Below are 21,595 nucleotides of genomic sequence, written 5' to 3' on the forward strand. Positions count from 1 at the left end.
CCCGACGGCAATCCGCGACCACAAATCGGTTGGTTCGTGACTCTGCATAATGTCGCGGGAGCGAGCGGAAGCAGCGCGGACAGATCATGATCGCGAGGCGTGACTTCGGCTTGCGAACGAGCGGTCAAATATGGCGGATGCAAAAGAGCGCGTCGTGGCCGTCTACGAGGGCCTCGGCTTGTTCTTAGCAGAATCGTCATCGTAGCACTCAAGTTCAATGCGGTTGACGATGTGGTCGCGTTCAAGGAGATAGGCTGGGTAAATGTCCATCTAAACCATCTGCCCGTGAAAGTTCAGGAAAAATAGTTTGAAGCAGAACGAGGCAAACGCTCTTCAAAACTCGACCAACGCCGAAGCGCCTCGCGAGGGGTGTGGCTTTGTAATCAAATAAGAGCAATGGCCGGCAGCAAGCATTTGGCAATGGTCGCGTCTGTTCAACAACCGTTCCGGCCGTGTACGGGTTACGAGAGCAAGTTGGCGCTTCCAGGCGTGGGTACTAGCTAACAGGCTCATCTGTGCCCCGAACGGTTGCGCTTTTCGGGGTCGCGTTCTGATCTGGTTGCTTGAAATACAATCCCACTTCACCGGTTGGGTGCGGAACGTGTTTTCTTGTGACTTCACCCGCTGCTGCCATCTTTTTCAAAGTGTGTTTGACACTAGAGGGTGACCACATGCCCAGCTGCTGCCAGAGCAACCGGCTCGAGACCGCGTTCGCTTCGCCCTCAGGCACTAACTTGATGAGTTCAGCAGATATGGACATGGTCGGTTTCAACCCATGGGGGAGTTAACAGAATTGCACGCCGATCTTTCCCCGTCGCCAGATGACCCCGCAGAGCCGGTGCCCTCTGTCGCCCTCATTAAATGCTAGATCAAACCGGCTCGGCACCTTCGTCCAAAATTTGACACGCTTGGTTTGCGCGTCCTGTGAACACGATCCAAGCCGATAGATGGCGGACCCCGAACTTCCGCAAATGTTTCTTGGGCGCTCGCATCGGGAAAGTGTGCCCCTTTACGATTGAGAAGAGTTTAACGATCTCCGCCGGTGCATTACCGGTGGTTTTTTGCGCTTCGCGCGGCTGGTTTGGCGCGGGTCTTCTTGGACCGCTTTTCGGCTGCGGCGGTACCACTGCCGCCCTTGATTCTCGCCTTCAATGCATCCCTCGGGCCGGTCGACCGCCGGATGCCGGTAACGGTATATGACCCTCCGCACGGTTCAATTCCTTCGTTTGGCGTATCGCCTGATGGGTCGTCGGGTTGAGGAATGGTCCTTGCCGATAGACATCACATCAAGGAGATGGAACATGACGCACTTCAACTCTGAAAATCGCGAACTGAGCATCGAACACCTCGATGTGGCGACCGGCGGCGGTATGCATTTTTACGGCATGGGCTGTTCGGTCAATCAGAACAACGCTATCGGTGAGGTTGCGGATGCCGCGGGCTCCGTTCCTGTTGTCGGGGGCTTTCTCAAGGCCGTTGTCGTAGCGGTGGGGCGCGGTGTCTGCGCCGCCTAGCAACGCATCATTCGAAGCCGTCCTCGTGGCAACCGGGGACGGCTTTTCGCCGACCCTGAAGGGCCGGGGCCACGCCGGAACGGCTCGCGGAATCGGAACGGCACACAAGCGGTCGAACCGGTTCTGTCGAGCATGTTGGAAAGAAACGATGACGCGGCCACTCACCGCCGAAGAGGAGGCTACTCAGGGGCACTCTCAAACGCCGGGCTCGCATCAAGGTTTACAGTTGGTGTCATTGGATGAGGTCATGTTTGACGGTCAGTCGCGGACTCTGGGATTAGCAGCCGAACCCACCGTTCACGCGGCGGTTTCCTTTGATTTCACCAATCACTGCCATGCTGTAGACGATCGACGGCGACAATGAGATCGGGCCGCGCAAGTACCTCGACTAACCGGTTCAGAAGGTGCTCGTTATCGTGCGGTCGGGGTTCCAGATACTCTTCAAGGATCTGTTGGGCTTTGCTCACGGCTTCGAGAGCTAATTGCCGGTCGGTCATCAGATACTCCCACTCAACGCGATCCAGGGGCTTTAAGCAAAATAGTCTCAATTAGTTCCGCGTCGATTAAGCACCCGGCGGGTGGACGTCGGTTACGTCTGGACGGGACGTCCATCGAGCCTGGGGACGGCTATCCTTAGCCAAAAGTTCGAGCCAAAAAGTATCACAGCCGGCAACGTTTTTGTCGCAGCATGGTTAGAAAATCTTTCTCGGGACATTGCTGATGGATGAAATCGAACGATATCGCCGCAATGCGGAAATGTCATTGGAGCAGGCCAAACTTGCGCGCACCGACCACGATAGAGACGCGTGGTTAAAGTTGGCCGCCGAATGGTCGGAAATGGCGGTCGTTAAAGAGCGTCGGTCTGTCGCGGCGCGTCACTCACGATAACGTCGTGCGGGATTGCGACTACGGCTCTTTCTCGGTCGTGACGGTGGATGCCAACACAGCTATCTGGCTGATTGGCGTAAATAAAAATCAACTCGCAGGTTCTGATTTTACTTTTTCATAGTTGTGTATCGGACAATCCTTGTCACGCGAGTAAAATATGGGGCCACCAAGGGACTGTCGCGGTCGCCTTGGTGATATGCTGCCAATGCAGCGAGGTCCCCGTCCAGGAACATCTCCAGGGCCGGTTTGCTGACCACCCACACGCTGCCCCCTACTCGGCGGCCCAAGCCGTGCTGCTCGCACCAATTTCTCAACGTAGAGTCGGATTTGCCCGCTCTTGCAGCAGCCTCCTTCAGCGACGTCCCCTCGCGGGGATCGTAGGGAATGAGGACGCAGAAGTTCGGCTCCTCGGGCGCCCTCATGGTTCAACCTTGCCCAGGAGGGTTGCCAAAGGTCCGGTTGCCCCGCCTGATCTTGCTAGCGCATGCCGAATAGTCTCAATCGAGCAACCATGTTGGAGAGCGATTGAAGCGACTATCGCGGCGTCTTGGGCGTTCGTCTCCGCGGCAGCTCCGACCTTCGAACCGTTGATGAAAATCTCTGCGATCCGGCCATCCTCGAACCGGCCGATGCCGCCGGTATAAGACTGGCCGTCACACTCGAAACGGTACAGCCAATGCGGTCGGCGGTCGTTCAGACGCTGTCTGGAGGCGGTCATTGCGAGCCCCCGTTTTCTCCATGTGCGCCCGGATTGTCCATGTGCGCCCTGTCCCCGGAGGGGGCGCACATGGTGTTTTTGGGCGCACATGGTGTTCCGGGCAGGCTCAGGACGTACCGGGCGCCCGGACCGAAACCCTCCCGAGCGGCCACTACGCCAAGTTTCTTTCTGGCGTCCCGGAATGCCTTGTTCTGCCGTAGCGGCCTGTCAGCCGCCAGCAGTGTGGCCGCCCGGGCCAAGGCCTCAACCTCCAGAACGTCGCGTGGTCCTTGGGCCAGAACCTCGCCCAAAAACTCAGCTGCGTCATCCTTCGAAGTCTGCCCTGCTGTCGACGATCCCCGGCTTTCGGACGCCGTCAGGGCCTCGTCGATCGACTGTGAAACGTAGTCGCTCTCAAAGAAGATATTCGATGAAAGAATATCGTCCTCGACGAGGCGCTGTTCCATCCGGAAAGCTAGGCCCTTGCACTTCGCCCCGAGATTGTTTTTGGCCTGCAGCAATAGCCGCCGCTCGTCGTCTTCCGGATCCTCAATGACGGCAAACGCGGCTCTGGCCGCCGCGACGAATGCGATTGAGCCGGCAAAGCGATTTAGGGCGCTCTGGTTGCCCCCGCTACCGCCCTTGTTGAGATGGGTGACCGCGACCACGGCGATTCGCAACCGATTGGCAATGTCCGCTAGCGGCTCTAAAACCTCCCGAGTTTCAACATTACCGTTGCCATCCGATCCGCCCATGTATGCAGAAATCGGATCGACTATGATCAATCGAACGCATCCAATTTCCTTCGCTTTCGCTTCGAGCAAGTCGACGTCAGTCTTGAGACTGAAAGTCTTCCGGCCGGTCCCGTCCGGCTTTGTCGCCGCGGCAACGATGTGAACGCGACTGGTATTGGCGCCCGCCGCCATCAACCGCGGGATAATGGTGTCCTGGATGCCATCTTCCGCGCTCATGAAAATAACATCGCCGGGATTCGTTGAACCCTCACCACACGGCCACGCCCCGCCATTCGAGACGACTGCCGACATAAAAGCGGTTAGCTGACTCTTGCCTGGAGGGCCGCCAAGCAACACCAGCTTGCGCCCTCAGGAATTCTGCCCGGCCAAACCCAAACCAGCTTCTCGGGTTTGAGGTCGCTAGCACGTTGGCTGATAAGGCGGCGTTGCAGCTTTGCCGGTGACGATAACGGCGGCAACACGACCGACGAAATCGGGGCCGGGATGCTGGCCACGCACCGAGCAATCTCTTCCTGTATTTCGGATTGATCACAGCCGAAAAAGTCGTGCACCGTCGCAATGTCCTGGAGCCGGTCGACAACTACATTTTTCGGCAGCCACTGCCCTGCCACGGCTTCAGCCAATGTGGCTGCTGCCTGCGGTGAAGCCGTCTTGCTCGGCGGCGACGGCATCTCCGACTTCGACGGCCTGCATTCCCGGAAGAACAATGACGAGGTGCAGTTTTACGCCTTCGACATGCTGGTGAGCGAGGCGCCGACATCCGAAAGCTGCCCCTTCAAGCCCCTCTTGAAGGAGGCTGAGCGTCGCTGGAAAGAAGCCCGAAGCGCACTGCTTAGTTTAGATCGCAAAGAGCCTACGAGCAAAGCGCGACGTTAGAAACCAGTTGCCCAGTTGGTCTTCTTTAATTGGCACGCAACGCTCGGTCTCGCTCGGTACTAATACCAAGTTTTCCCGAATCTCCTTTCCGGCAGTAAACTCCGCTGTTAGGTTTTACGGTGGCGCTTCATTAAAACGCCGCCGGGAGCTCTTTGGAATGCCCCGTCCGCGCTAGCCCCCCGGACGGGGTTTTCATTTGTCTAATCTGCCATTGATCGAGGCATCAGAAATAAGATTTCGCGGCGAACGGCGTATTGAAATGATAGCGTTCCAGAAGGATGCTGGGCTGCTCAACGGGGCGTGCGCCCCTAACAGCAAAAGCCGCCACTGTGATTCTCGGCGGCGGCTTCCTTGCAGTCCTTGCAGTCAGTCCGACCCAGATGGTCAACCGGGACTGTGGCGGCATTTGGCTAATGTCGAGTTACCCGACCCACAAAAAAGCCGCCGGCGAAGCGGCTTGAACCTTAAGCACCGTGACCTAAAAGTTTGCGGTAGGTTTAAGCCATGTCGAGCGATTCGCTATCCCAGGGGACAGCAGATGCAAGAGTACCGCGCTTACCTGATCGGCCGGGACGGGCATATCCAGCACCGCGTTGACCTAATCTGCAGGGACGAAAACACAGCAAAAGAACATGCCAAGCAGTTAGTGGACGGTCATGACATCGAGCTATGGCAGGGTGCCCGAAAGCTGGCCCGGTTTTTCCATAACGAGCAAGACCCTCGGAACTTTTGAAACAAACCCAGCGCGACCTGCATTGTCACCCTATGACGCGCAACGACGAATACCGAGCAAAAGACACAGGCTTATTCGGCAGCATGGGCTTGGGGTTCGGCAATCGCAACGCTTACGGCTCAACTCCGGTCCGAGCGCTTACGGGCAGAAGCGGACATCAACCTACCGACAGTCCCCGCTAACCGTCGAAAATGAGCCGAAGCTGACATCCGACCACCACTACTAACCCCTTCCGGGATGCAGTTTGAGCCGGTACGATGCCGCCACCTAAGCCTGGGACGGAACATGAGGCGGCGCGAATTTATCCTTTTGACCGGAAGCGCAGCGCTTTGTTCGTTCTCGGCGCACGCGCAGCAGGCGGGAAAGGTGCCTCGGATAGGCTATCTTGGCGTCACGTCCCCTTCCGATAGGCCGCCTCTACTCAACACGTTCCGGCAAGGGCTGCGCGAGCGCGGGTGGATTGAAGGCCAGAATATTGTCATCGACTATCGTTTCGCAGAGGGTCGGCTCGATCGGCTACCCGACCTTGCGGCCGAGCTGGTCCGGCTCAAGGTAGACGTCATCGTATCGTTGGGGACGCAGGGAGTGTCGGCAGCCAAGAACGCCACCAAGACGATCCCCATTGTTATGATTGGCGTTCGCGATCCGGTTGGCACAGGGCTCATCGCGAGCCTCGCGCGCCCGGGCGGGAACATCACCGGGGTGTCCGGCAGCGCCGGCCTTGAAATCGTCACCAAACAGCTGGAACTGCTCAAGGAGACCGTTCCCAAAAACCGCCGCGTGGCCATCCTCTCGAACCCGGCCAATGCGTATCACCAGCTTGCGATAAAGGAACTGAACGTCGCGGCCCGCTCGTTCGGAGTGCAGCTTCGACTCCTGGAGGCTCGAGGTCCGAACGAGTTCGAGGACGCATTCGCGGCGATGGCCAACGAGCGCGTGGGAGCACTCCTCGTCCTGTCAGATGTGATATTCAACGACCACCGAGCACGGGTTGTAGATCTCGCAGCAATGAACCGCCTGCCGGCAGCTTACGGCATCAGGGAGAGTGTGGAGGCCGGGGGTCTAATGTCTTACGGGCCGAGCTTCCTCGATTTTTACCGGCGCAGCACCGCATACGTGGACAAGATCCTGAAGGGCGACAACCCAGCCGACCTGCCCGTTGAGCAGCCAACGAAGTTCGAGCTAGTCATCAACCTCCTGACGGCCAAGACGCTCGGCATCGAAATTCCTCAAACGCTGCTCTCGCTCGCCAACGAGGTGATCGAATAGTTTTCGATGTCCGCTATTGGCCCTTCGGGACATAGCCCGGTCTGCTACGCCCAGTGCCTTCGCTGGCGTGGTGCGGAGGGCTTCGTGAGTGCGACAGAGGTGTAATGCGCGACGTAGAGCTAGACCGCTGCGCCAAAGATTTAAGAAAGTTAGACAATCAATTGTGGAAGGGTTCAAGCCAAGATAAAATCACCAGCGGAAATCATAACCCTTATGCCGGGGCCAATATGAACTACCGTCATTTTGAGATTGAAACTTTCGAGGTCGGCCGCGGTTTATGGCACGCCCGTCTCCGCGTGTCGATCGCAAGCTATAGACCTTGGGCATGCCATCACCGCCCCGGCATGAAGTCCCATGCACGCCCGGGTGGAGAGGGATGGCGGCTCATCCCGCAATCGGTCGCAGGGTCCTCCTGAGGGCGTGAGTTAGTGGGGGGGACCGCGCGACCCTGCCGTATGAATATTTGCAAATCATCGCATCTTTACGACCACGACGGCTCGAAGCAGCGGCGACGGGAGGGTACCCGCAGTCTCCTACGTCTTTTGTCATTTTTCGGCGGCAATATATGCGCGCACCCTTTGAGCAAAAACGGGGTCTAGAGCTTCAATCTTTGTGCAAATTTCGTCGCAGATTTCTTGAAGTACAAATGACTCGTTCATTCCCAAGAGAGAGTCCACAAACCGTGCAGGTGATTTAATACGAGTGTCGCCCGGGAGCGCGGATGTTCCCTCGTCGTCGAATGCGAAATGCCGCAGTGAAAACGTGCCATCTGTTCTTCTTGTGCAAACAATTTGCTCCGTCCACGTGCTGACCATGGTTGCCCGCTTTTCTTCCCAAATTACAGCGCGTTCAGCCATAATTGTAACCTCAAGATTTTTTGCTAGCTAATAATGCAGGGTAAGGCGGCCACCGACCGCCACTGTGGCGCCGTTACCATAGAGGTCCATAGTTTTCAGCTGCACCCGGTTCCGAAACACCGAATTAGGTGTTTTATGGGACAGGAGGTGCGTCATGGAGAGAAGGTCAGTTTACGCGGGAGGTCAAGCTTGAGGCGGTCCGGCTGCTCAAGCCAGCGCGGTGTTTCGTATGCGCAGGCGTCAAAAGACCTTAGAATTCAAGATACCCCCATTTTAGGATTGAAAACGTCAAATCGCTTGCCGCACAGGCAGCCCGGTGCGGACCCGGTGGGAATGCTCTTCGGAAGCAGGATGCCAGAATATAGCGTCTTTCCGACTGCCCGAAGATTGCGGAGCACGCACGACCCCATCTGCCACCTCGTCGCCGACGTTGGCGACCTTTCGGTCGATCGCATGCAGATCGCGGAGCACCTTCATTCAGCGCTCTTTAAGCAGCCAGTCCGCCGCTTGGGAGGCGTAGGAAGCGGACTGAGAAGATCGCCCGGGTAGCCGTCGTGCTTGATTTCATGGACCCACAGCGGGCTGGACGGTGTCCGCGCCACCTTCGACGGCTGGCACGGTTCGATGAAGCGGGGAAAGTGCGCCATGATGCCGATTGCTGCCGGTCTCTTCCGCTGGAGCGGGCGCACGCTCAGGCCGCCTTGCATGGGTCGTACAGGCCATCAACTAATTTTTCTGCCGCGCTCAGTAAAGGTGCAACATCGGGATCATCAGGGTAAGCGGTGGCCATCTCTGGAACGTTTGGATACCGAAAAATGTGTTTCTCGTAGTATTTCGACGCCTTTTCAATTTCGCCGATCTCTTGGTCTGTTAGCTTCACAAACTCTTCCAAATTTTGCTTCCGTGTCTCGGCGAGGAGTTCGACAATGCGATGTCGGAAATTCTCGGCATCCGTCCTTTTCGTCCCCTTGAGCGTCAAGAACGCTTTAAACGACAGCTCGATGCTATGGCAGGCGAGGTATTTCCCGACGGGGTGCCATTTGCTGTCTTCTTGCTGACTTTCGTGCGCAACGACTATCCGCGCGGCTTCAAGAAATTTTCTGGCTGTGAATATGAAGCCGAATGTACTGACGTTAATATACGCCGTGGAAACCTGCATCACGTGTGTTTTGATCTCCGCCATTTTCAATCGTTCCCTACGCGAACAGGTCCGCGCCAGCTTGCGTGAACTTCACGAACGTCCCGCTCTCATGCATCGCCAGCCAGCCCCGCTCGATTGCGAGCTTGATGCCCGCGCCGTACTCCGCCGGACTGCCGCATTTCGGGATCGGCGAACGGTCTGTCGGCAGTGTACTTGTTCAAGGTGTCCCTTCTCACCGCTCCCCCGGCCAACAAGTCGAGGGCGGATCGCTGGCTGAAATCTTGGTCGGTCGCAGAGTGGTCCGAAGGCGGCTCTCAATTCAACCCCGATGATTGCGGGTCAGGCGGCCCTCAATGCCGACTCGCGGTCGAGAAGATAGCCCCGATGGCATTCATCGACCACGATGAGATCATACTGATCTATAGGTGGGGCCTCCGAGTCGTCTGCCGTGAACAGCACACGTTTCACCAGCCCTTGGATCGTGCAGATGTGAACTTTGGTTTCGCTGTCCGGTGTTATGTCCTCGAGTTTCTTAAGCCCAAAGATATCGGCGAATGCCCTGCCAGAAACGATCTTGGTGGTCGAAAATTCGCCCGCCGCCTGATGTCCCAAGGCTGACCGATCAACCACAAAGCAAATGCGGTGGAATCGTTTAGTAGCCAGCAACCGATAAAGCATGGCTATTGCCAGCTTGGTCTTCCCCGTACCGGTCGCCATGGCCAGAAGCATGGTGCGGCGTTCCGCTTCCAATCCCTTCTCAACTGCTTCGATGGCATGCTGTTGATAGTCACGAAGCGGAAAGCCGAAATCAAAAGGCAGGTTCCTGAGGGCTTCGGCGGCAGCGTCCTGATCGATTGCCAGTAGTGCGGTGAGGCCCTCAGGCGTCGGCCAATCGACAAGTGCTCGGCGATGATTGGCGGCCCGGCGTGTATCGCGGAACCAGATGCCGCTCTCTGTCTCGATCTGCTTGAGATACGACCGTCCGTTCGCCGAAAAGACAAACGGGACGCGGTGAGCGCCCCACGGTCCTCCCGCGAATGCGAAGTCAGCCAATTGAGCAAGTCCTGCAGAGTATCTTTCTGCTTGATCGATAGCTGCAGACACGTTCTTTCGATTCCGCTTTGCTTCGACGACGCCGACAAGGGTGAGGCCACAGAATAGCGCGTAGTCGGCAGGGCCACTCTCGGTAGGCCACTCCGCTATCGCAAGATTCCGCCCTTTGCTGGGGCGCGTCCCATCTCCGTAACGGAGCAACTTGGAATCGACCTCCCACTCGCGATCACGGAGCTGCTGGTCAATTAATGCGCGTGTTGCTGACTCATCTAGGTCATATTGCGCAGCAGCCCGTAGTCCCCGCTCAACAAGGTCCTGCGCATCGGTAATTGGGGCTTTCTCGGCCTCAGCTTGTAAATCCGAAAGTCGTTGCTCAACCCCAGCATTCCTGAAAGGCCGATCCTCAAATACATTAATCGGTTCGGACAATTCCGAACCAATCGCAAGCGGGGGGGAGGCCAAACCGTTGTCGGTGGGACCTGTGTGCTTGCTTTCCAGTTCAAAAAGACGGCTGACAAGCTTAACTTTATCGTTTTCCAGTTCTTGGGCGAGACTTTCCCAGACTGCCTGATCGTCTGTCTGCCGCTTTAGCCGCTCTTCAGCTGTTTCGAGGGCGGTCGCCTTGTCTGCCGCCATTTTATTTGCGACGGCAGCAGCGGCTTCAACTTCCTTTATTCGAAGTTCCAAACCTACGATCTTTGCTCTGAGTTCCGCCGTATCGTCGGACGGTTCAGGAGGCGCAATAAAGCCACCGGGATTGAAATTGGACTGCTTGCCATAAGTGCGGTGAAACCAAATACCGAGCTGGCGAGCAAATTTTAGTGCGGACATCGCCTCAGCGTGGGTCCCCTTTGCCTCATGGACCGCTGAGTTTCCAACCTTACGCAAAAAATGAAAAACGTCGGCGGTCTCTTTCGGCATCACTCGGGCGTACGAAAGCTTTCGAAGCGTTTCCTCGAAGGTCTCTCGTTCATCGCGATACAGCGCGTGTCGAGCGGCAATGATCTTCGACAATAACTCAGCGAACTGCCGAAGTTTGAACAGGGAGATAGCCGGGTCTTCTTTGAAATAACGCTCTGCTTGTCCACCAAGCTGAACCAGCATTGGATCGTGCAAGATCAAAAAGCCGAAGTTGACCGTAGGTGTCATGCAGTTGAACAGCCCCTGCTGTAGATTGCATGCTTTTCGAAGTTTGGCGAGCGGGTGGGTGCGCCGTGGTTACTCGGTGGTTCCTCCCTTTGATGAAAAAAAAGGAAAGCGAATAACGGACGGAAAATATCTCAACATTTCAATATGGTAGCTGGTGCTGCCAGACAGGATTGAACTGTCGACCTCTCCATTACCAATGGAGTGCTCTACCACTGAGCTACGGCAGCATGCCCGGTATCCGAGGAATCGGCCCAAAGGGCCCCTGCAGGCGGGCGGTTCTTGCCACAAGGACCCCTCTTGCGCAAGCACGCGGCGGGGTCGGGAAGGGCTCAAAACGGGCAAAAATCTGGGTAGGACCCTGCCTGGCGGTGCAATCGGGCCGACTCTGGGCCAATCCGGTTCCATTTCGTCGGCCGGCGACCTCAGGCGCCGTGCGGACGAATCATTGCGGGTGTCCGGAGAGGCGATTGCGCGGTGGGCGGGCGAAATCCAATATGTTCGGACGGTAGAGAGCGCCACGGCGCACGCAAACAGGCCCAGGATGCAGGACGATCAGGACAAACGCGGGGGAACGGCCAAGCCTGATGTGAAGGATTCGCGACATCAGCGCTTGAAGGTGGCGCTGCGCGAAAATCTCAAGCGGCGGAAGTCGCAGGCGCGCGGGCGCAGCGATGACGCTGCCGCACCTTCCGAAATCGCCGATGCCTCCCTAGATGACGCAGGCGGAGCAAAGCCGGGCCAGTAGCGGACAGGAAATTTCCAGCCGCTCGCCGGGTGGCCAGCTCTCCGCAAAAAAGCTGAGTTCTTTTTTGGGTGGCGACATGAGTGCAGACACCACGACAGCCGGTCCGGCGGCCGGCCAGGCTTCCTTCGCCTTTCCGCGCCACGAACAGACCTTCCCGACGCTGACGTCGCACGAAATCGAGCGCATGCGCCGGTTCGGCGAATTGCGCAGCTACAAGCACGGAGAAACGCTGTTCGAGACCGGCAAGCCCGGGCCGGGCATGTTCGTGGTGCTGTCGGGCCATGTCGCGATCACGCTGCGCGACGGCCTCGGCCATGTCACGCCCGTCATCGATCAGTGCGTTGGACAATTCGTGGCCGAGATCGGCCAGCTCTCCGGCCGCGTCGCGCTGGTCGACGGTCATGCCGAGGGCGATGTCGAAACGCTGCTGATTCCGCCGGACCGGTTGCGGGCGCTGCTGATGGCCGAAGCCGATCTCGGCGAGCGCATCATGCGCGCGCTGGTGCTGCGCCGGGTCAGCCTGATCCAGGGCGGCGTCGGCGGCCCGGTGCTGATCGGGCCGGCCTCGCTCGGCGACATGGCGCGCTTGCAGAACTTTTTGACGCGCAACGGCCAGCCGCATCATCTGCTCGATCCCGAGAGCGACAAGGACGCCGCCGATCTCGTCGAGCGTTATTCGGCCGCGCGCAGCGATCTGCCGCTGGTGGTGTGTCCTGACGGCACCGTGCTGCGCAATCCGTCGGAAACCTCGCTGGCGCTCGCTATGGGCATGATCACCAACCATGCGCATGACAAGCTCTACGATGTCGCCGTGGTCGGCAGCGGTCCGGCCGGGCTTGCCACCGCTGTCTATGCGGCGTCGGAAGGGCTGTCGGTCGCGGTGTTCGACTCGCGCGCCTTTGGCGGACAGGCTGGGGCGAGTGCGCGGATTGAGAATTATCTGGGATTCCCGACCGGCATTTCCGGCCAGGCGCTGGCCGGGCGGGCCTACAACCAGGCGCAGAAATTCGGCGCCGAGATGCTGATCCCGGTCTCGATCCGCTCGCTGGATTGCACGAAGCCCGATGGTTTGTTCGCGCTGGCGACCGAATGCGGGCAGTCGCTGAAAGCCAAATCCGTCGTGGTCGCGAGCGGCGCGCGCTACCGCCGGCCCGAGATCGAAAATCTCGACGCCTATGAAGGCCGCGGCGTCTGGTACTGGGCCTCGCCGATCGAGGCCAAGCCGTGCGTCGATCAGGACGTCGTGCTGGTCGGCGGCGGCAACTCCGCCGGACAGGCCGCGGTGTTCTTATCCGGCCATGCGCGGAAAGTTTACATGATCATCCGTGGCGGCGGCCTCGGCGCCAGCATGTCGCACTATCTCATCGAGCGCATCGAAGCGACTAACAATATCGAACTGATCTTCAACGCCGAGGTGGTCGGCCTCGAGGGCGAGGACGCATCGCTGCGGCGCGTGCGCTGGCGCAGCCGTCTGGCGCCGGACGAGGTGCAGAGCCTCGACATCCGCAATCTCTTTCTGTTCGTCGGCGCCGACCCCGCGACCGGCTGGCTCGAAGGCTGCGGCGTCAAGGTCGACCGCGCCGGCTTTGTTCTCACCGGCGTCCAAGGCGGCGTCCAAGGTGGCCAAAATAGCGAGCGTGCGGTGCCGTTTTTGGAAACCACGGTGCCCGGCGTGTTCGCGGTCGGCGACGTCCGCTCCGGCTCGGTCAAGCGCGTCGGCGGCGCGATCGGCGAGGGCGCGCAGGTGGTGGCGGCGCTGCACGGCTTTCTCGCCGATGGTTCGAAGCCGGCGCTGTAATCCGCATGCGACTTTCGTTGATGTCGCGCATGACGGTTGTGCAATGGGCGCGTGTGGCAATTTGTTTTGCTGCGTCGTAACGTGCGGCGGGTTTCCAACGAAGGGGGCGCGTCATGATACTCGGTATGAGCACAGCGACATTTGTTCTCGTGCATGTCGTCATCAGTTTGATCGGGATCGTGACAGGCCTCATCGTGATGTTCGGAATGCTCGGCTCGAAACGGCAGCCCGGGCTCACTGCGATCTTCCTGCTGACTACGATCCTGACCAGCGCGACCGGCTTTGTGATTCCGCCGCTGCTGTTCGAAAAATTCCTGCCGTCGCACCTGTTCGGCCTGCTCTCGCTGGTGCTGCTGGCGATCGCCTGTTTCGCGCTCTACATCATGAACCTGCGCGGCGCCTGGCGCTGGATCTATGCGCTGACCGCGCTGGTGGCGCTCTATCTCAATGTGTTCGTGCTGGTGGTCCAGTCGTTCCTGAAAGTGCCGGCGCTGCACGCGCTGGCGCCGAGCGTGCCGCCGGCCGAACCGCCCTTCGCGGTCGCCCAGGGCATCGTGCTGGTGTTCTTCGTGATTGTGATAACAGGCGTGATCCGGCGCTACCGGCCGGCGTACGCCTGACGCTCCCGTCATTCCGGGGCGATGCAAAGCATCGAACCCGGAATCTCGATGTAATCATCTCCAGATTCCGGGTCCGGGCGAAGACGCCTGTCCCGGAATGACGTGCAAGAAAAAAGAGGAGTCCATCATGCCCATGATCACAACAAAAGACGGCGTCGAGATCTTCTACAAGGACTGGGGCTCCGGTCAGCCCATCGTGTTTAGCCACGGCTGGCCGCTGTCGGCGGACGACTGGGACGCGCAGATGTTGTTCTTCCTCCACAACGGCTTTCGCGTCATCGCCCATGACCGCCGCGGCCACGGCCGCTCTGCCCAAGTCGGCGACGGCCACGACATGGACCATTATGCCGACGACCTCGCGGCGGTGACGGCGCATCTCGATCTGAAGAACGCGGTGCACGTCGGCCATTCCACCGGCGGCGGCGAGGTGGTGCATTACATCGCCCGCCACGGCGAGAGCCGGGTGGCAAAGGCCGCGATCATCAGCGCAGTGCCGCCGCTGATGGTGAAGACGGCTGCCAATTCCGGCGGTCTGCCCAAGGATGTCTTCGACGGCTTGCAGGCCGCACTCGCGGCCAATCGCTCAAACTTCTATCGCGATCTCCCGTCCGGCCCGTTCTACGGCTACAACCGGCCCGGCGCCAAACCGTCGGAAGCCATCATTCAGAATTGGTGGCGGCAGGGCATGATGGGCGGCGCCAAGGCGCATTACGACGGCATCGTCGCTTTCTCGCAGACCGATTTCACCGAGGATCTGAAGAAGATCAACGTGCCTGTGCTTGTCATGCATGGCGACGACGACCAGATCGTGCCTTACGCCGACTCCGCGCCGCTGTCGGCCAAGCTGCTGAAGAACGGCATTCTGAAAACCTACAAGGGTTTTCCGCACGGAATGCCGACCACGGAAGCGGCCACCATCAACGCCGACCTGCTCGCCTTCATCAAGGGATGAACCAGGCTCACCCTGCCATGAAGGTCATTCTGTTCGGCGCCACCGGCATGGTCGGGCAGGGCGTGCTGCGCGAATGCCTGCTCGACGCCAGCGTCGAGCGCGTGCTGGTGGTCGGGCGCAGCCCGACCGGGCAGCAGCACGCCAAGCTCCGTGAAGTCCTGCATAAGGACTTCACGGACTTCTCCGCCATCGAGTCCGATCTCACCGGATACGACGCCTGCTTGTTCTGCCTCGGCGTTTCCTCTGTCGGCATGGACGCCGAGCGCTACCGGCATCTGACCTATGACGTCACGATGGCTGCGGCGAACACGCTGGTTCGGCTCAACCCCGGCATGGTGTTCACCTACGTCACCGGCCGCAGCACGGATTCAACCGAACAGGGCCCGGTGCGCTGGGCGCGCGTCAAAGGCAAGACCGAGAACGATCTGCTCAAGCTGCCGTTCAAGGCCGCCTACATGTTCCGGCCCGCCGGCATCCAGCCGCTGCACGGCGTGCGCTCGAAGACCGGCTGGGTGAATGCGATCTATGTCGTCGCCGCACCGCTGTTGTCATATCTCGCCCGCACCTCGCCGAAGTTCATGACAACAAGCGAGCAGCTCGGCCGCGCCATGATCAAGGTCGCACGCGATGGCTATCCGAAGCTGGTGCTGGAGAGCGAGGATATCAACAGCATTTAGTCGCACGGCCATTCCAGACGGCAAGACCCATCAAATAGCCGCAAACTTCAAGGCTTTTGCCATTGGGGTTTCGCGGCCCCCATACGTTCTGCATAACAAAAAAGGGGGGTGGCATGGACCGCATTCGGATTGTCGGCGGAAGCCCGCTCAACGGCACCATCGCGATTTCGGGCGCGAAGAATGCCGCGCTGCCGCTGATGATCGCGGGGCTGCTCACCGAGGAAACCCTTGTTCTCGACAATGTGCCGCGGCTTGCCGATGTCGCGCAGCTGCAGCGTATCCTCGGCAATCACGGCGTCGATATCATGTCCGCGGGCAAGCGGCCCGGCGACCGCGAATATCAGGGACAGACCCTGCATATTTCGGCGGCTGACATCATCGACACGACAGCGCCTTATGAGCTGGTGTCACGGATGCGCGCCAGTTTTTGGGTGATCGCGCCGCTCTTGGCGCGGATGCACGAGGCGAAGGTCTCGCTGCCGGGCGGCTGCGCGATCGGCACGCGGCCGGTTGATCTGCTGATCATGGCGCTGGAGAAACTCGGCGCCGAGATCACCATCGACGCCGGCTATGTGGTCGCCAAAGCGCCGGGCGGCCTGCGCGGCGCGTCGATCGATTTCCCCAAGGTGACGGTCAGCGGCACCCACGTCGCGCTGATGGCGGCGACGCTGGCCAGGGGCACGACCGTCATCGACAACGCGGCCTGCGAGCCCGAGATATCAGACGTCGCTGATTGCCTGAACAAGATGGGCGCGCGCATCACCGGCGCCGGCACGCCGCGCATCGTGGTCGATGGTGTCGAAAAACTGCACGGCGCGCGGCACACCGTGCTGCCCGACCGCATCGAGGCCGGCACCTATGCGATGGCGGTGGCGATGACCGGCGGCGAGGTGCAGCTGGCGGGTGCACGGCCGGAGCTGCTGCAATCGGCGCTCGACGTGCTGACCGCGGCAGGCGCCGTCATCACCGTCAACAAGGATGGCATAAAAGTTTCCCGCAACGGTGCGGGGATCAGGCCGGTCAACGTGTCGACCGCGCCGTTCCCGGGCTTCCCGACCGATCTGCAGGCGCAGCTGATGGCGCTGATGGCCTGCGCCGGCGGTTCCTCGCAGATCACCGAAACCATTTTCGAGAACCGCTTCATGCATGTGCAGGAGCTGGCGCGGTTCGGCGCGAAAATTTCGCTCGACGGCGAAACCGCCACCATCGACGGCACCGCGAGCTTGCGCGGCGCGCCTGTCATGGCGACCGACCTGCGCGCGTCGGTGTCGCTGGTCATCGCCGGCCTTGCCGCCGAAGGCGAGACCATGGTCAACCGGGTCTATCATCTCGACCGCGGTTTTGAGCGGCTGGAGGAAAAACTGTCGGCCTGCGGCGCCTCGATCCAGCGCATCAGCGACTGACGTGTATCCCGCCAAAGCATGTCCTCGGACTTGATCCAAGATGGGAACCGGTTTTGCGGCTAGGCTACGCGCAAATTAAAGGTAAAGTTGGCGCATGGGTTCACCTGAACAGCTCAAATTGATCGCGCTCGATTCCGATGATCTTTCGGTGATCTCGGCGCATGTCCAGGATGCCCGGGTGCAGGCCTCCGACATCGTCTGGCGGCAGGACGAAAAGCGCCTGGTGGTCGGCATGAACCGGCTCGACTGGGAGCAGACGCTGTCCGGCGGCACCACCCCGCGGCGGACGATCGCAGCATTGCGCTTCGACCGGGTGCTGGCATGCAAGTCGCGCAATATCGACCTGGATGCGCCGGATGCCGTGCTGGAACTGGTCGGGATCGAATTCCACCCCGGCGAGGCCCCCGGCGGCAGCGCCTTGCTGCTGTTCAGCCATGGCGGGGCGCTGCGGCTGGACGTCGAATGCCTGGAATGCGAGCTGACCGACCTCGGCGCCGACGACCTCGGCACCAGCGATATCGGCATCGCGCCGTCGGGGCAGGACGCCTGAAAAGCCCCTCCTTCGCCGGGACGACGGGGTTTTGGGCTTGCCCCCTTTGAACCATCCTGCCAGGGCGGACTCAAAGGGTTGACGGCCCTTGGCCGCCGCGCCATTGAGCATAGGCCCGCAAGCCTCCACAGAAAGCCACCATGCCCATTCGCCTGGACAGAAGCAGCGCCGATTTCGACCAGCGCTTTGGCGCCTTTCTCGGCGCCAAGCGCGAAGCATCCGCCGATGTCGAGCGGGCGACACGCGCTATCGTCGATGACGTGGCCGCGCGCGGCGACGCCGCCCTGCTCGAGGCGACCCGCAAATTCGACCGGCTGGACATCGCAGCCTCCGGCCTGCGCGTCACCGCTGATGAGATCGCGGCCGCGACCAAAGCCTGCGACAGCGCCACGCTGGATGCGCTGAAATTCGCGCGCGACCGGATCGAGATGTTCCATCGCCGCCAACTGCCCAGGGACGAGCGTTTCACCGATGCGCTCGGCGTCGAACTCGGCTGGCGCTGGAGCGCGATCGACGCGGTCGGCCTTTACGTGCCCGGCGGCACGGCGGCGTATCCGTCCTCGGTGCTGATGAATGCGGTGCCGGCCGCGGTGGCCGGCGTGCCGCGCGTGGTGATGGTGGTGCCGTCGCCGGACGGCAAGCTCAACCCGCTGGTGCTGGCGGCAGCTCAGCTCGGCGGCGTCGCGGAAATCTACCGCGTCGGTGGCGCGCAGGCGGTGGCGGCGCTCGCCTACGGCACCGCCACGATCGCGTCCGTCGCAAAGATCGTCGGCCCCGGCAACGCCTATGTCGCCGCCGCCAAGCGGCAGGTGTTCGGCAAGGTCGGCATCGACATGATCGCCGGCCCCTCCGAAGTGCTCGTCATCGCCGACGACACCGGCAATGCCGGCTGGATCGCCGCTGATCTTTTGGCGCAGGCCGAGCACGATGCCAGCGCGCAGTCGATCCTGATCACCGACAGCGAACGTCTCGCCGCCGAAGTCGAGCAGGCGGTCGAAGCGCAGCTCGTCACGCTGCCGCGCGCGGAAATCGCCCGCACCTCGTGGCAGGATTTCGGCGCCATCATCATGGTGAAAAAGCTCGACGACGCCGTGGAGCTTGCGAACGCCATCGCGGCCGAGCATTTGGAAATCATGACCGCGGACGCCGAAGCACTGTCGGCAAAAGTCCGCAACGCCGGCGCGATCTTCTTAGGAAGCCATACGCCCGAGGCGATCGGCGACTATGTCGGCGGCTCCAACCACGTGCTGCCGACCGCGCGCTCGGCGCGGTTCTCGTCGGGCCTCGGCGTGCTAGACTTCATGAAGCGCACCTCGATTCTCAAATGCGGGCCGGACCAGTTGCGCGCGCTGGGACCCGCCGCGATGACCCTGGGCAAGGCCGAAGGTCTGGATGCCCATTCACGCTCGATCGGATTGCGTCTCAACCTGTCATGACCAAGCCGCCCGCAGACGAGGATCCGCAGAACCGCATTGTCGCGGTGACGCTGGACGAAGAATCGATCGGGCGTTCCGGGCCTGACATCGAGCACGAGCGCGCGATCGCGATCTACGACCTGATCGAGCAGAATCTGTTCGCGCCTGACGGGGCGGAGAGCGGCCCGTTCACGCTGCACCTTGCCATCACCGGCAACCGGCTGATGTTCGACATCCGCCGCGAGGACGGCACGCCTGTGGTGGCGCATCTGCTGTCGCTGACGCCGTTCCGGCGGATCGTGAAGGACTATTTCATGATCTGCGACAGCTACTACCAGGCGATCCGTACCGCGACCACCGACAAGATCGAGGCCATCGACATGGGCCGCCGCGGCATCCATGACGAGGGCTCGCGCACGCTGCAGGAGCGGCTGAAGGGCAAGGTGCGCGTCGATTTCGAAACCGCGCGGCGGCTGTTCACGCTGATCTGCGTCTTGCACTGGAAGGGGCAGGACGCATGACCCCGACCCGAAGGGCCACGTTAGTGCAAAGTGCGAAGCGGTTTTCTCGGACAAACGCCTTCGTTTGTCCTGAGGTCATGCGTCAAATAAAGCGCGGGATCCGACTTTCGGAGAGGCTCGCGCCCCGAACAAGAGAAGACTGACCGCATGGACGCGCCGCCCCGCGCGCGCAATCCGCAGGCCGTATTGTTCTCATGCGGCCTGAACAGCGTGCGCTCGCCGATGGCCGAAAGCCTGCTGCAGCAGATGTTCCCGCAGGCGCTCTATGTGAAGTCGGCCGGCGTCAAGAAGGGCGAGCTCGATCCGTTCGCGGTCGCGGTGATGGCCGAACTCGGCCAGGATATTTCCGGCCACAAGCCGCAGACGTTCGAGGAACTCGAGGATTGGGAAGGGCTCAATTTCGACCTCATCATCACGCTGTCGCCGGAGGCGCATCACAAGGCGTTGGCGCTGACGCATACGCTGGCCGCCGACGTCGAATACTGGCCGACGCCGGATCCGACCGACACCGAAGGCAGCCGCGAGCAGAAGCTGCAAGCCTATCGCGACGTCTGCGACGGCCTCTCGCTGCGCATCCGCCGGCGATTTTCGAAGGTGGGCGCGGCGAGCGGGTGATTGTCCGTCGGTGTCGTCCCTGCGAACGCAGGGACCCATACGCCGCGGCGGGTATGGTTTAGGGCGGTCGTTGTGAAAGCTTTCTTTCAGCTACACCCGCCGGTGGTTATGGGCCCCTGCGTTCGCAGGGGCGACGCGAGATTTTTCTTCGCAGCAACAACCACTTGCCACCCGGTTGTGAAAACCACGCCCTTCCGATAGGTTCCGCGCGCATTCGCCCCCTCGATTCCTCTGCCTCCCAAAAATCAGCATGCTTGGCCGTCCCAAATTCGTTCTTGCCTCCGGTTCGCCGCGACGGCTCAGCCTGCTCAACCAGGCCGGCATCGAGCCCGACGCGCTGCGTCCCGCTGACGTCGACGAGACCCCGAAGCGGGGCGAGCTGCCGCGCGCCTGCGCCAATCGCCTGGCGCGCGCCAAGGCCGACGCCGCGCTGAAATCCGTGCAGCTCGATGATGAGCTGCGCGGTTCCTTCATCCTCGCCGCCGACACCGTGGTCGCGGTTGGCCGGCGCATCCTGCCGAAGGCCAATCTGGTTGACGAAGCCTCGCAGTGCCTGCGGCTGCTGTCGGGCCGCAACCATCGCGTCTATACGGCGATCTGCGTGGTGACGCCGAAGGAAGCCTTTCGCCAGCGCCTGATCGAGACCCGCGTCCGCTTCAAGCGGCTCAACGAGGACGACATCCAGGCCTATATCGGCTCCGGCGAATGGCGCGGCAAAGCCGGCGGCTATGCGGTGCAGGGCATCGCCGGATCGTTCGTGGTCAAGATGGTCGGCTCCTACACCAACATCGTCGGCCTGCCGCTCTATGAAACGGTCACGCTGCTCGGCGGCGAAGGTTTTCCGATCCGCTTCGGCTGGTTGAATGCCAGCTGATCCGCCCAAAGATGCGGGCAAGGATGCCGGCCAGGCCGCATCGGGCGCATCGAAGCCTTCATTGAAGCCTTGCCCGGAATGCGGCAAGCCCGCCGAGAACCCCAAAACTCTGCTGTTCTGTTCCCCGCGCTGCCGCGACGTCGACCTGAACCGCTGGCTCTCCGGCCGCTACGTCATCCCCGGCAAGGAGAATGAGGGTGAAGACGAGGAGTAGGGGCGGGGCATGGCGCTCTGTCGGCCGACAGCCGATTGGCCCAGCAACATACGCCCCGACACCAAATACCACTTAATTCCCAACAATTTGGCGGATAACTCCCAACCGGGCCCGCCACGCCGTAGCCGAAGGCGAAGGCGGGTGGACACGGCCCTCTCGCCCCACTATAAACCGCCCGCTCCGGGCCGTTTTCGCCCCGCAGTGCCCAGGTAGCTCAGTTGGTAGAGCATGCGACTGAAAATCGCAGTGTCGGTGGTTCGATCCCGCCCCTGGGCACCA

The 21,595-nt window shown here is 60.7% G+C and carries 22 protein-coding genes and 2 tRNA genes; 17 read left to right on the forward strand and 7 right to left on the reverse strand.

Annotated elements, in window-relative coordinates; all coding sequences use genetic code 11:
* Positions 1 to 1,301: 1,301 nt before the first annotated feature.
* Entirely contained in the window at positions 1,302 to 1,514 is a 213-nt protein-coding gene (locus tag JQ575_RS37145; protein ID WP_212038156.1) for a hypothetical protein, read from the forward strand.
* Positions 1,515 to 1,834: 320 nt separating this feature from the next.
* Here JQ575_RS37145 and JQ575_RS37150 read toward each other — a convergent pair whose 3' ends face one another.
* A complete protein-coding gene (locus JQ575_RS37150; protein WP_212038157.1) occupies positions 1,835 to 2,011 on the reverse strand; it encodes a hypothetical protein in 177 nt (58 codons plus the stop codon).
* Between the two features lie 223 nt (positions 2,012 to 2,234).
* On the opposite strand from JQ575_RS37150, the gene JQ575_RS37155 reads away from it, so the two are divergent.
* A complete protein-coding gene (locus JQ575_RS37155) occupies positions 2,235 to 2,402 on the forward strand; it encodes a hypothetical protein (RefSeq protein WP_212038158.1) in 168 nt (55 codons plus the stop codon).
* A 714-nt stretch (positions 2,403 to 3,116) separates the two neighbouring features.
* Here the strand turns inward: JQ575_RS37155 and JQ575_RS37160 are convergent.
* Positions 3,117 to 4,190 carry an AAA family ATPase gene (locus tag JQ575_RS37160; RefSeq protein ID WP_212038159.1) on the reverse strand — a complete coding sequence of 358 codons (1,074 nt, stop codon included), beginning with the start codon at positions 4,188 to 4,190 and terminating at the stop codon, positions 3,117 to 3,119.
* Between the two features lie 315 nt (positions 4,191 to 4,505).
* Here JQ575_RS37160 and JQ575_RS46260 point away from each other — a divergent pair, with 315 nt between their 5' ends.
* Both JQ575_RS46260 and JQ575_RS37170 read left to right on the forward strand, forming a co-directional pair.
* Complete coding sequence (locus tag JQ575_RS46260) at positions 4,506 to 4,730, forward strand: hypothetical protein (RefSeq protein ID WP_212038160.1); 225 nt, start codon at positions 4,506 to 4,508, stop codon at positions 4,728 to 4,730.
* Positions 4,731 to 5,748: 1,018 nt separating this feature from the next.
* Positions 5,749 to 6,732, forward strand: coding sequence for an ABC transporter substrate-binding protein (locus JQ575_RS37170; protein ID WP_212038161.1), 984 nt, complete (start codon positions 5,749 to 5,751; stop codon positions 6,730 to 6,732).
* 545 nt (positions 6,733 to 7,277) lie between these two features.
* On the opposite strand, the gene JQ575_RS37175 is transcribed toward JQ575_RS37170, so the two are convergent.
* From JQ575_RS37175 to JQ575_RS37200, 5 genes are all read right to left on the reverse strand, one after another.
* Positions 7,278 to 7,589, reverse strand: coding sequence for a hypothetical protein (locus tag JQ575_RS37175; protein WP_212038162.1), 312 nt, complete (start codon positions 7,587 to 7,589; stop codon positions 7,278 to 7,280).
* Between the two features lie 288 nt (positions 7,590 to 7,877).
* Positions 7,878 to 8,066 carry a hypothetical protein gene (locus JQ575_RS37180; protein ID WP_212038163.1) on the reverse strand — a complete coding sequence of 63 codons (189 nt, stop codon included), beginning with the start codon at positions 8,064 to 8,066 and terminating at the stop codon, positions 7,878 to 7,880.
* 214 nt (positions 8,067 to 8,280) lie between these two features.
* Positions 8,281 to 8,772 (reverse strand): hypothetical protein, encoded by a 492-nt coding sequence (locus JQ575_RS37185; RefSeq protein ID WP_212038164.1) that lies wholly within the window; start codon positions 8,770 to 8,772, stop codon positions 8,281 to 8,283.
* A gap of 297 nt (positions 8,773 to 9,069) precedes the next feature.
* Positions 9,070 to 10,932, reverse strand: coding sequence for a DEAD/DEAH box helicase family protein (locus tag JQ575_RS45205; RefSeq protein ID WP_249167156.1), 1,863 nt, complete (start codon positions 10,930 to 10,932; stop codon positions 9,070 to 9,072).
* Between the two features lie 152 nt (positions 10,933 to 11,084).
* Positions 11,085 to 11,159 (reverse strand) — tRNA-Thr (locus JQ575_RS37200).
* A 314-nt stretch (positions 11,160 to 11,473) separates the two neighbouring features.
* Between JQ575_RS37200 and JQ575_RS37205 the strand changes: the two genes are divergently transcribed.
* From JQ575_RS37205 to JQ575_RS37265, 13 genes are all read left to right on the forward strand, one after another.
* Positions 11,474 to 11,677, forward strand: coding sequence for a hypothetical protein (locus JQ575_RS37205; protein WP_212038165.1), 204 nt, complete (start codon positions 11,474 to 11,476; stop codon positions 11,675 to 11,677).
* A gap of 76 nt (positions 11,678 to 11,753) precedes the next feature.
* Entirely contained in the window at positions 11,754 to 13,475 is a 1,722-nt protein-coding gene (locus JQ575_RS37210; protein ID WP_212038166.1) for an FAD-dependent oxidoreductase, read from the forward strand.
* Positions 13,476 to 13,588: 113 nt separating this feature from the next.
* Entirely contained in the window at positions 13,589 to 14,095 is a 507-nt protein-coding gene (locus JQ575_RS37215; RefSeq protein ID WP_212038167.1) for a hypothetical protein, read from the forward strand.
* 127 nt (positions 14,096 to 14,222) lie between these two features.
* Complete coding sequence (locus tag JQ575_RS37220) at positions 14,223 to 15,047, forward strand: alpha/beta fold hydrolase (protein ID WP_212038168.1); 825 nt, start codon at positions 14,223 to 14,225, stop codon at positions 15,045 to 15,047.
* Positions 15,048 to 15,064: 17 nt separating this feature from the next.
* Positions 15,065 to 15,724 (forward strand): epimerase, encoded by a 660-nt coding sequence (locus JQ575_RS37225; RefSeq protein WP_212038169.1) that lies wholly within the window; start codon positions 15,065 to 15,067, stop codon positions 15,722 to 15,724.
* Positions 15,725 to 15,837: 113 nt separating this feature from the next.
* Positions 15,838 to 17,127, forward strand: coding sequence for a UDP-N-acetylglucosamine 1-carboxyvinyltransferase (murA, locus tag JQ575_RS37230; protein ID WP_212038170.1), 1,290 nt, complete (start codon positions 15,838 to 15,840; stop codon positions 17,125 to 17,127).
* Between the two features lie 94 nt (positions 17,128 to 17,221).
* Entirely contained in the window at positions 17,222 to 17,677 is a 456-nt protein-coding gene (locus JQ575_RS37235; RefSeq protein ID WP_212038171.1) for a DUF2948 family protein, read from the forward strand.
* 140 nt (positions 17,678 to 17,817) lie between these two features.
* Positions 17,818 to 19,113 carry a histidinol dehydrogenase gene (gene hisD, locus JQ575_RS37240; RefSeq protein ID WP_212038172.1) on the forward strand — a complete coding sequence of 432 codons (1,296 nt, stop codon included), beginning with the start codon at positions 17,818 to 17,820 and terminating at the stop codon, positions 19,111 to 19,113.
* Complete coding sequence (locus JQ575_RS37245; RefSeq protein ID WP_212038173.1) at positions 19,110 to 19,613, forward strand: UPF0262 family protein; 504 nt, start codon at positions 19,110 to 19,112, stop codon at positions 19,611 to 19,613. Before hisD ends, JQ575_RS37245 begins: the two co-directional genes overlap by 4 nt.
* 147 nt (positions 19,614 to 19,760) lie before the next feature.
* Positions 19,761 to 20,228, forward strand: a complete 468-nt coding sequence (locus tag JQ575_RS37250; RefSeq protein ID WP_211997833.1) for a low molecular weight phosphatase family protein — start codon at positions 19,761 to 19,763, stop codon at positions 20,226 to 20,228.
* A gap of 250 nt (positions 20,229 to 20,478) precedes the next feature.
* Positions 20,479 to 21,102 (forward strand): Maf-like protein, encoded by a 624-nt coding sequence (locus tag JQ575_RS37255; protein ID WP_212038174.1) that lies wholly within the window; start codon positions 20,479 to 20,481, stop codon positions 21,100 to 21,102.
* A complete protein-coding gene (yacG, locus tag JQ575_RS37260) occupies positions 21,092 to 21,316 on the forward strand; it encodes a DNA gyrase inhibitor YacG (protein WP_212038175.1) in 225 nt (74 codons plus the stop codon). The genes JQ575_RS37255 and yacG overlap by 11 nt, the downstream gene beginning before the upstream one ends.
* 203 nt (positions 21,317 to 21,519) lie before the next feature.
* Positions 21,520 to 21,595 (forward strand) — tRNA-Phe (locus JQ575_RS37265).

The sequence above is a fragment of the Bradyrhizobium sp. JYMT SZCCT0428 genome, assembly GCF_018131075.1.
Lineage (GTDB): Bacteria > Pseudomonadota > Alphaproteobacteria > Rhizobiales > Xanthobacteraceae > Bradyrhizobium.